Origin of the sequence: Micromonospora sp., from assembly GCF_048594385.1 — a bacterium.
GTDB lineage: Bacteria > Actinomycetota > Actinomycetes > Mycobacteriales > Micromonosporaceae > Micromonospora > Micromonospora wenchangensis.
In genome coordinates this window covers 1-9493 of the sequence record NZ_JBMDWU010000430.1, presented here as the reverse complement: position 1 = coordinate 9493, position 9493 = coordinate 1, and the positions used below count along the sequence as shown (strand labels likewise).

Below are 9493 nucleotides of genomic sequence, written 5' to 3'. Positions count from 1 at the left end.
GGGCGGCCTGCCGATGCCGGTCGCCATCGGCACCTCGCTGGTGGTGATCGCGATGAAGTCGTTCGCGGGTCTCGCCGGTTATCTCTGGACCGTCGACATCCACTGGCCGCTGGCGCTCGCCGTCACCGCCGCCGCCGTGCTCGGCAGCCTGCTCGGCGGGCGGCTCACCAGCCGGGTGCCGGCCGAGGCCCTGCGTCTGTCGTTCGGCTGGTTCGTGCTGGTCATGGGCGCTTTCGTGCTGGTCCAGCAACTCCCCGGCGGGGTTCGGGCCGACCCGGCGCTGTGGACCGGCCTGGCCGGCCTCGCGGCCGGCGCGGCGCTCGCCGCGCTGACCTGCGCCCGACGTTCCCCGGCCGGCGTCGGTCGGACAGCGACCCGCCCCGCCGACTGACCGCCCGGCCGGGCCTCCGGCGCGGTCACCGGGGGCGGCGGCGCAGGTTGGCCATCTTCTCCATGCCCTGCCGGGCCTGGATGGTACGCAGCAGTTTGCCGGTCTCCTTGTGGAAGTGGCTGCACTGCTTGCCGAACTCGCCCACCGACTGGTCCTTGCTCGACTGGAGGCGCTGTTCGGCGTACTCCAGCCAGCTGCGACCCTCCCGCGGGCACGGCTCGGCGATCGGATCGGCCGAGGAGGTCAGCTCGGCGGCCAGCAGGATCGCCCGGGCCATCAGGAACATGGTGACCGGGGTGACCCGGCCGGCCAGGTGGACCTGCTGGAACACCCGGCACCCGTCGAAGAAGTGGAACGCCTTCACCGCCTTCTCGGGGTCCCGACGCAGCTCCGCCATCCGCAGGTAGACCGCGCCGAGGCCGCGCAGGAGCTGCACCTCGGTGAAGTTCTCCCGGAGGAGGTCGGCGATCGTCGAGTGGGACTCGTCGGTGACCTCCCGGTCGGCCGGCGGACGCACCCGGGGGGTGGGGTGGAAGACCCGGTTGAGCTGGTCGGCGAACTCGCTGCCCTCGGCGATCCGCCACACCCCCCGGTCGGCCAGGCTGGTGACCACGGCATCGCCGCTGCGCCGCCGGTTGAGCATCCGCGCGACACCCTCGGTGTAGCCACCGTCGCTCATGATCTCGGTGGCGACGTTCTCGACGTCGCTCCAGGCGATCTCCCGGTTCAGCTCCAGGTCCACCCGGGTCCGCAGGATCACCAACTGTTCCAGCAGCGGACCCTCCCGCTCCTCGGCGGCGAGCAGCTCGCCCGCCTCCAGCAGCAGCGGGCGCGGATCGGGATCGTTGCGCGGCCAGCCGAAGTGGGCGTACCCGACGATGGCCTCGACCATGGCCAGCCCGTACCGCAACCGTCCCCGACCGTCCGACGCGGTCACGATCAGCCGCCGGTACGTCTCGATCGCCTGCCGGTACTCCCAGATGTAGCGGTGGAACTCCGCCCGGACCTCCAGCACCCCCGGATGGTCCGGCCAACGCCGCTCGGCGGCCCGGATCAGCTCCCAGACCGTGCTGTTGTCGACGTCGTTACGCCGGTGCACCCCCTGCTCGTCAGGCTGCTGCTCGCCCACCCCCAGCCAGCGCCGGTACTGCCGCTCCAGCCCCACCTCCATCTGGAGCAGCTCGATCGAGTGGCTGAACCGGCGCAGGTGCCCGTCGAGCTTGTCCCGGCGGAGCCGGTAGACCCGGCGGATCTCCACCAGATCCTCCGGCCGCAGCCGCTTTCTGCGCTCCAGGCGCTCCACGCCCTCCGGGGTGGCCGCGGCCAGCAGGTTACCCTCGCTGCTCCACCGGGCCCGGTGGCACCACAGGTCGAGCACCGCGTGGTGCCAGGTGGTGTGCTCCTGCTCGGCCAGCCAGTTCTGTACCTCCCTGATCCGGCGCAGCAGTTTCTGGTCCCGGGGCCGGGTCCGGGGGGCGTCACCGCCGCGCGGGGACGCGTCGATCTCGGCCCGCCAGCTGCCCAGCTCCCGCTGGATGCGCAGTTCCCGCAGCAGCGACCGGGCGCTCGGTCGGTCCTCGTGGGCCCGCTTCGCACACTCCAGCGCGACCTCGGCCTCGGTCGTCGCCTCGGCGAACCTGTTGTTGCGGCGCAGGCAGTGCGCGACGAACAGGTGCACCTCCGCCTCGATTCCGGGGAACAGCGGGAACTCGCCGTCGGTCAGCACCAGGGCCATCGTCCGTCGGGCGGCCTCCAGCTGGCTGACCACGTCCGGGTCGCTGCGGTGCACGGCGTGCAGCAGCCGCCACACGTACATCCGGGTGTCGCCCGGCCACCGGGCCGGCGAACCCCAGGCCGCCGTCAGCTCCTCGACCACCCGCCGGCCCGTCGCCTCCTGGTCGGCGAAGGTCGGCTGCTCGGCGACGAGCAGCGTCGCCACCCCGCACAGCCGCATGCTCCACAGGCCCCGGTCGCTGTCCGACCCGGACAGGGCCAACCCCTCGCTGACCGCCGCCGTCGCCTCGGACAGCGTCGCCACCCGTTCCGCCAGGGTGCGCTCCCCCCGGGCGCGACCGGACAGCAGCCGGTGGCGCATCTGCAACACCGCGAACCGGTCGCGCAGGGTGACCGGCTCGGGCATCAGCTCGAACAGCTCGAACGCGGTGCCGAGCGCGTCCCGCGCGGCGGGGACCCGACCCGAGGTGAGCTGGAGGTCGACGGTGTTCAGCAGCCAGGAGATCGCCACGGTGATCAGATCCGGGCGGTTGCCGCCGGCCCCCCGGGCGCAGTCGGCCAGCACCGGCGCGGCCCGCTCCCGGGCCGGCAGCAGGCTCGTCCCCGCCCGCAGCCGGCGGCCACCGATGAACAGCGCGGTGTCGATCGACTTCAGCAGCCGGTGCGACAACGCGTCCCGGTCGGCCTGCCCGATCGCCTCCGCCACCGCGTCGGCGGCGGCCACGAACGCCTCGCGTACCTGCTGGCCCTGCCCGGTGGCCCGCATCGCCTGGTTGAGCCGGGCGGCACCGGCGACCACCGGGTAGCCGGTGGCCCGGACCGGCCGGTCGGCGGGGACGTCCGCCTCGACCGGCGGCGCGACGGCGTCGGTCGGGACGGTGACCGGCCCGTCGGTGGCCACGACCGCCGTGGCCTCCAGCCGCACCGGGCTGAACGCCGCGTCACCGGAGTGCGCGGCGGCGAGCTTGGTCAGCGTCTCCCGCAGCCGGGGGTATCCGGCCACCACCGCCTCGTCGAGGCAGCCGATCGCCCGGTCGACGCCCAGCATGACGTGCCGGTCGGAGTTGGCCGGGTGCCGTTGCCGCTGCCGCAGCATCGCCATGATCAGGGCGAACATCGCCTCGGCCACCGGCTCGTCGAGCTGGTCGGGGGTGAGTTCGGCACCGTCGACGAGCGCCCGACCGTAGACGTTGTCGCCGCCGCTGCCGCGCAGGGTGGCGGTCAACGCGTTGCTCAACGCGTGCCGCGTCGACCGGCCCAGGTCGTGCCAGAGGGTGCCGTCGCGCTCCTGCTGGGTGAGGATGCGCGCCTCGACCAGATGGTGGGTGGCCTGCGGGGTGAGCCCGCAGCCCATCGATTCGAGCAGTTCGGTGGAGAGCCACAGGCCGTCGGTGATGGCCCAGGCGGTCAGCACGGCCAGCGCGCCGGGTCGGCCCCGCTTGCCGTCGGTGCCGGTCCACAGCGCGAAGCAGTCCACGTCCCGAAGCCCGGCACCGACCGTGGCGGCCGAGCGGCGCAGCAGGGCGTCGACGAGGTGTTCGACGCCGGGCTGCTCGATCCGCTTGTTGAGCACGTCGTTGGCGAGTTCGTCGACCCCGTTGTGCAGCACTCCGGGCAGCCGGACCAGCTTGTCGTCCAGCTCCGTCCAGAGCCGGCCCTCGGCGAGCCCGGTGATGGTCAGGCCGCCGCCGTACAGCGGGTCGGAGAGCACCTGGTCGACCAGCGCGGTGGCCTCGTCCTCGTCGAGTTCGCGCAGTTGGATCACCGGCAGGTACCGGAACTGGCCGTCGCCGCTGAGCTGGATCTCCGCCCGGGTGGCGACGATGACCAGCGCCCGGTCGAACGCCGACAGCTTCAGCAGCCGGTCCAGCTGTGCCCGGACCGCCTCCGGTCGGGTGCCCAGCCGGGAACCCTCGACGAACAGGATCAGCCGGCGGCGGTGCAGCTGCCGTTGCAGCTCCTCGGCCAGGGTCGTCCGGACCGCCTCGGCGTAGTCCATGCCGTAGTCGGTGACGTCGTCGATGGTGACGTCGAGTTCCCGGGCGAGCACCCCGAGCACCGGCTCGGGCGCGCTGCTGTTGGGGATGTCCAGCCGCAGCAGCGCCACCTCGTCGAGCCGCCCGGCCTCCTCGGCGAAGCGGGCCAGCACCTCGTCGACGAAGTACCGCTTGCCGGCGTGCCGGGGCCCGACGACCGGCAGTACCGCCCCCTGCGGCACGCCCAGGCTGGCCGCGCCCCGGGCCAGCTCCGGGACCCGGCCGGCGAACGGCACCTGCCGGGCCGGCCAGGCGCTGTCGAAGCCGGACCGCTCGCCCTGGTCGGTGGGGGAGGCGGTCGGCCGGCGGGGGAACGGCACCGCCCGGCGCTGCGGCGGACGCCACGCCGGGTTACGCACCCAGCCCCGGTCGAACTCGACCGGGCTGCGGGCCGGGGCCGGATAGCCCGCGTCGGCCAGGAGTTCCCCGGCACCGCGCAGCACCTCCGCCGGGGTCAGCCACTCCGCCCCGCCCGGCCGGCCCCTGCCGAAGACCTCCAGCAACGCCCGGGTGAACGGGGTGTGCAGCTCGTCCGGGCCGGCGTCGAGCGCCGAACCGCTGCGCACGGCCGCCAGCAACTGCCACCCGCTGAGCTCCTCGTCCACCCGGAACGGCTCGGGCGGCAGGGCGGCACTGGCGTTGCCCGCGTGACAGCAGTCGAGGATCAGCAACCGGTGCCGCGCGCCGGCACCCTGCGCGGCGGCCACGAAACCCTCCACCGGGAACTCGGTGCCGGGGTTGTCGGTGGCCTCGCGGGGCAGCAGCCGCATCGATCGGCCCACCCGGACGGCGTGGCCGGCGTAGTAGACCACCAGCACGCCGTCCTCGCCGACGAGTTGGGCCGCGTCCTCGACGTAGCCGGTCAGATCGTCGGCCGACGGGTCGTGCACCACGGCGATCCGCCGCTTCGGCAGACCCCAGACGGTGGGATCGGCGAACGCCGTCGCCAGTGCCTCGATGTTGTCCCTGGCAGCGGGGACGGTCAGGGCGAGATGGTCGTACCGGCTGACCCCCAGCAGGACGGCGCGGGACTTCGTCGGGTCGAACCGTGGTTGGTGCGCAGCGGTCACCGCAGACCCTGTTGGAGCACCGCGATGACGTCCTCGGCCGAGCCGCTGGCCTCGATCTTCACCTCCCGGGTGCCGTCCGGGCTGTCGGTGAGGGTGACCGTCACGGTGGTGTCGCCACCCCGGCGGGCGCCGCGTCGGGCCTGGAACCAGTCGTACACCGCCTGGATCACCACGGGCAGCAGCACGTCCTGGCCGATGAACTCCAGCACCTCGGCGGCCCCGAGGGTGCCCGGCTCGGGTGCGCGGTGGATCAGCCGGACCCGGGCGTCACGCAGCTCCGGGTCGGCCGCCAGTTCATCGCGAAGGTCGTGCACCGGCGACTCGTCGGAGTCCGAGACCGAGAAGATCAGACGCATGCCGCCATCATGGCCCATGCCGTCACACGGTGTCAGCCGCCGGACGCTCTCCTGTCGTCCTGTCGACACAGTCCCGCCGACCGTCCACCTCGGACCACCGGCGCGGCCGAGTCCGGTGGGAATTGCGCGGCCGGTGGACCGTCCGATGTGGGGGAGGAGGCAGCGGTGCGGAGCGCCGGCTCAGGAGTCGGCGGGCCCGGTGTCCTCGGCGGGCGGGAACGCCAGCGCCACGGTCAGGTCGAGCACGGTGCCGGGTTCGTTCAGCCGGTCGCCGTACAGCTCCCGCAGCCGGCCCATCCGGTACCGGACCGTCTGCGGGTGCACGAACAGGTCGGCGGCGACGTCGTCGCGGCGGCCCTGGTGCAGCAGCCAGGAACGCATCGTCTCGGCCAGTCGCGCGGCGGTCGCCGCCGGAAGCGTGGCCAGCGGCGCGAGCACCTGGGCGCGCAGATCGGCCAGCGCCTCCGGGTCGGTGTGCAGCACCAGCCGGGCCAGGTGCTGCTCGGTGTCCCACGCGGCGGCGTCCGCCGGTGACGCCACGCCGAGGGCGAGCGCCTTCAGCACCCGCTCGTACGACCGGGCCACCGCGACCCAGGGCCGGGCCGGCCCGAGCACCGCGCGCTGCCCGTGCAGCGCCGTGGCGAGCTGCCGCCGCCGCCCACCGTGCATGTCCGGTACGAGCAGCAGCGCCCCCTCCTCGGCCCACTGCGCCCCGGGCGGTTCCTCGCCGCTCTCCAGGGTGTGCGCCGGGAGCACGGCGAGCACCCCGCGCAGGCTGCTGCGGGGCAGCACCACCACGGTCAGGGTCTGCGGCGGGGGCCACTCGGCCCGTTCGGCGCTGCGCCGCAGCACCTCCTCCGGTTCCCCGGCGAGCAGTTGGTGGGTGAGCCGGTCCAGGTCGCGCCGCCGGGCCCGACCGACGTTGGCCAGCTCGTCGGAGTGGCCGGCGACGCTGGCGGCGGAGAGTTCGTCGATGTAGGCGAACATCAGCTCGGCGAACTCGGCGACCGTCTCGGCGGACAGCCCGCTGCGCACCGTGGTGGTGGAGACCTCCCGCCAGGCCACCCGGGCCCCCACCCGGTACGCGGCCAGCAGCGCGTCCATGCTCCGCCCCACCCGCGCCTCCCCGGCGCCCAGCGCGTACGCGGCCTCCAACGCCCGGGTCAGCGGGGTGCTCGGGTCGGTCTCCGCGCCGGCCCGCTCGATGAGCTGGAGGAAGGTGCCCAACGCGATCCGTACCGCGTTCTCGATCTTTTCGCGCATCTGGCCGGTGAGCGTGCCGGAGTAGGCGGGGACCTCGGCGGTGATGGTGGTGACGGTGTGCGCGGCGACCATCGGCAGCCGGCCGCGTAACCGCGCGGCCACCGGTGCGTCGAGTTCCAGTCGACCACCCAGGTGGCCGGTCGCCCCCGATTCCGACATGTTGTTCCCTTCGAACAAGTTATCGCGTCCGATTCACCTTCCCTGGTCAAGATGTTATGCGAAAGTGCGAGGATCCTGGGTTTATGACCACCACCGTCCCGCACCCTGCGGCGAAGAGCACCGTCCGGGACCGGCTCCTGCGGTTGGCCGAGACGGTCACCACCCCGCTGCTGCCGGAGGACTACCTCGACCTGGTCGCGCCGCTGCGCGCCGGGGCCGCCCTGCGCGGGCGGATCGTCGCCGTCGAACCCGAGACCCGGGACGCGGCGACCCTCACCATCCGGCCCGGCCGCGACTGGCGCGGCCACACCCCCGGCCAGTACGTCCGCCTCGGCGTCGACGTCGACGGGGTACGCCAGTGGCGGGCCTACTCGCTGACCTCCGCCCCCGACCGCCCCGACCGCCTGATCAGCGTCACCGTCAAGGCCATCCCCGACGGCAGGGTCAGCAACCACCTGGTCCGGCGGACCCGGGTCGGTACCGTCGTCCAGCTCGACCAGGCGCTCGGTGACTTCGTCCTGCCCGACCCGGCCCCCACCCGGGTGCTGTTCCTCACCGCCGGCAGCGGCATCACCCCGGTGATGGGCATGCTCCGGGCCGGCGTGCACACCCGCGCCGACGTGGTCGTGGTGCACTCCGCACCGACCCCCGACGACGTCGTGTTCGGCGCGCACCTGCGTGCGCTGGCCGCGCAGGGCGGCATCCGTCTGGTCGAGCGGCACACCGACCGCGACGGCCTGCTCGGCGTCGACGAACTGGCCACCCTGGTCCCCGACCACCTCGAGCGGGAGACCTGGGCGTGCGGCCCGGTCGGCCTGCTCGACGCCGCCCAGCAGCACTGGACGGCGGCCGGCGTCGCCGACCGGCTGCACACCGAACGGTTCCGGCCGACGGTGATCGCACCCGGCGAGGGCGGCACCGTCACCTTCACCCGGACCGGCCTGACCCTCGCCGCCGACGGCGGCACCCCGATCCTCGACGCCGGTGAGGCCGCCGGCGCGCTGATGCCCTCCGGCTGCCGGATGGGCATCTGCTACGGCTGCGTCCTGCCGCTGCGTCAGGGCGCGGTGCGGGACCTGCGCACCGGGGAACTCACCACCGCCGTCCCCGGGGACGGCGTGCTCATCCAGACCTGCGTGTCGGCGGCGGCCGGCTCCTGCGACATCGATCTCTGACCGGAGGCCGGACGTGACCGTCATCCAGCACAAGCCCGTCAACCCGATCGCCCACCTGAGCGCCGAGGACATCGAGACGCTCGGCAAGGAACTCGACGCCATCCGGGACCGGGTGCTCGCCGAGCGCGGCGCGAGCGACGCGGCCTACATCCGCAAGGTGATCAAGACGCAGCGGACCCTGGAGATGGGCAGCCGCGCGGTGCTGCTCTTCTCGCTCTTCCCGCCGGCCTGGGTGGTCGGCACCGCCGGCCTGACGGTGGCCAAGATCCTGGAGAACATGGAGATCGGCCACAACATCCTGCACGGCCAGTACGACTTCATGCGCGACCCGAAGATCCACTCCACCACCTGGGAGTGGGACCACGTCTCCCCGGCCGACCAGTGGAAGCACTCGCACAACCAGCTGCACCACACGTACACCAACGTGCTGGGCAAGGACAACGACCTCGGGTACGGCATCATGCGCGTCGACGAGGACCAGAAGTGGTACCCGATGCACCTCGGCCAGCCGCTGTGGAACTTCCTCAACGCCTGCTTCTTCGAGTACGGCATCGCCGCGTACGACCTGGAGCTGGGCCGTAACCTGCGCAAGGGCCGGCACAAGACGCCCGAGTTCCGGGCCCGGCTGCGCGCGGTCGGCCGCAAGATCCGCCGTCAGGTGCTCAAGGACTACGTCATCCACCCGCTGCTGTCCGGCCCGTCCTTCCTCACCACCCTGGCCGCCACCTTCACCGCGAACCTGCTCCGCAACCTGTGGAGCCACTCGGTGATCATGTGCGGCCACTTCCCCAACGGGGTCGAGACGTTCTCCAAGACGTCGATCGAGGGGGAGACCCGGGGCGAGTGGTACCTGCGGCAGATGCTCGGCTCGGCCAACATCAGCGGCAGTCGGCTGCTGCACATCATGACCGGCAACCTGTCCTTCCAGATCGAGCACCACCTCTTCCCCGATCTGCCCAGCAAGCGCTACCAGGAGATCGCCCCGCAGGTGCGGGCGCTGTTCGACAGGTACGGGCTGGCCTACACCACGGGCCCGCTGCCCAAGCAGGTCGCCTCCGCCTGGTGGAAGGTCATCCGGCTCTCGCTGCCCAACCGGGAGACCGCCCCGCCGGCCACCGACGACCCCCCGGCCCGGGTGCTCGCCACCTCCGGCGTCTGAGCCCGCCCGGTCCCGACACCCACCCGGTCCCGGCGCCCGGCCGGCGCGACGCCGGGGCGGCGGCGGGCGGGGCGGGGGCCCCCGCCCCGGCGCCCGCGGTCACCGCGGCCGCCGGGGGGCGCGGGGGCGGCGGCCGCGCCGCCCCCCGGG

Annotated in this window: 6 protein-coding genes; 3 read left to right on the top strand and 3 right to left on the bottom strand. The window is 73.5% G+C overall.

Annotated elements, in window-relative coordinates; all coding sequences use genetic code 11:
• Positions 1 to 391: TSUP family transporter (locus ACOJTC_RS23320; protein WP_420118488.1), on the top strand; the 391-nt coding region annotated here is incomplete at its 5' end.
• Positions 392 to 416: 25 nt separating this feature from the next.
• On the opposite strand, the gene ACOJTC_RS23315 is transcribed toward ACOJTC_RS23320, so the two are convergent.
• The 3 genes from ACOJTC_RS23315 to ACOJTC_RS23305 all read right to left on the bottom strand — a co-directional run bounded on the left by ACOJTC_RS23315 (position 417) and on the right by ACOJTC_RS23305 (position 7009).
• Positions 417 to 5231 carry a caspase family protein gene (locus ACOJTC_RS23315; RefSeq protein ID WP_420118487.1) on the bottom strand — a complete coding sequence of 1605 codons (4815 nt, stop codon included), beginning with the start codon at positions 5229 to 5231 and terminating at the stop codon, positions 417 to 419.
• Positions 5228 to 5587 (bottom strand): effector-associated constant component EACC1, encoded by a 360-nt coding sequence (locus ACOJTC_RS23310; RefSeq protein ID WP_420118486.1) that lies wholly within the window; start codon positions 5585 to 5587, stop codon positions 5228 to 5230. The genes ACOJTC_RS23315 and ACOJTC_RS23310 overlap by 4 nt, the downstream gene beginning before the upstream one ends.
• A 180-nt stretch (positions 5588 to 5767) precedes the next feature.
• Positions 5768 to 7009 (bottom strand): PucR family transcriptional regulator, encoded by a 1242-nt coding sequence (locus tag ACOJTC_RS23305; RefSeq protein ID WP_420118485.1) that lies wholly within the window; start codon positions 7007 to 7009, stop codon positions 5768 to 5770.
• An 83-nt stretch (positions 7010 to 7092) separates the two neighbouring features.
• On the opposite strand from ACOJTC_RS23305, the gene ACOJTC_RS23300 reads away from it, so the two are divergent.
• Together ACOJTC_RS23300 and ACOJTC_RS23295 are read left to right on the top strand one after the other, a co-directional pair.
• A complete protein-coding gene (locus ACOJTC_RS23300) occupies positions 7093 to 8184 on the top strand; it encodes a ferredoxin reductase (RefSeq protein ID WP_204926510.1) in 1092 nt (363 codons plus the stop codon).
• Positions 8185 to 8197: 13 nt separating this feature from the next.
• On the top strand, positions 8198 to 9343 hold the full coding sequence (locus ACOJTC_RS23295) for a fatty acid desaturase family protein (protein ID WP_420118484.1): 1146 nt from the start codon (positions 8198 to 8200) through the stop codon (positions 9341 to 9343).
• Positions 9344 to 9493: the final 150 nt, after the last annotated feature.

Bases quoted from the DNA above. Each gene is read 5' to 3' on its own strand.
- ACOJTC_RS23305 (WP_420118485.1), bottom strand. From the start codon at position 7,009: ATGTCGGAATCGGGGGCGACCGGCCACCTGGGTGGTCGACTGGAACTC.
- ACOJTC_RS23310 (WP_420118486.1), bottom strand. From the start codon at position 5,587: ATGCGTCTGATCTTCTCGGTCTCGGACTCCGACGAGTCGCCGGTGCAC.
- ACOJTC_RS23300 (WP_204926510.1), top strand. From the start codon at position 7,093: ATGACCACCACCGTCCCGCACCCTGCGGCGAAGAGCACCGTCCGGGAC.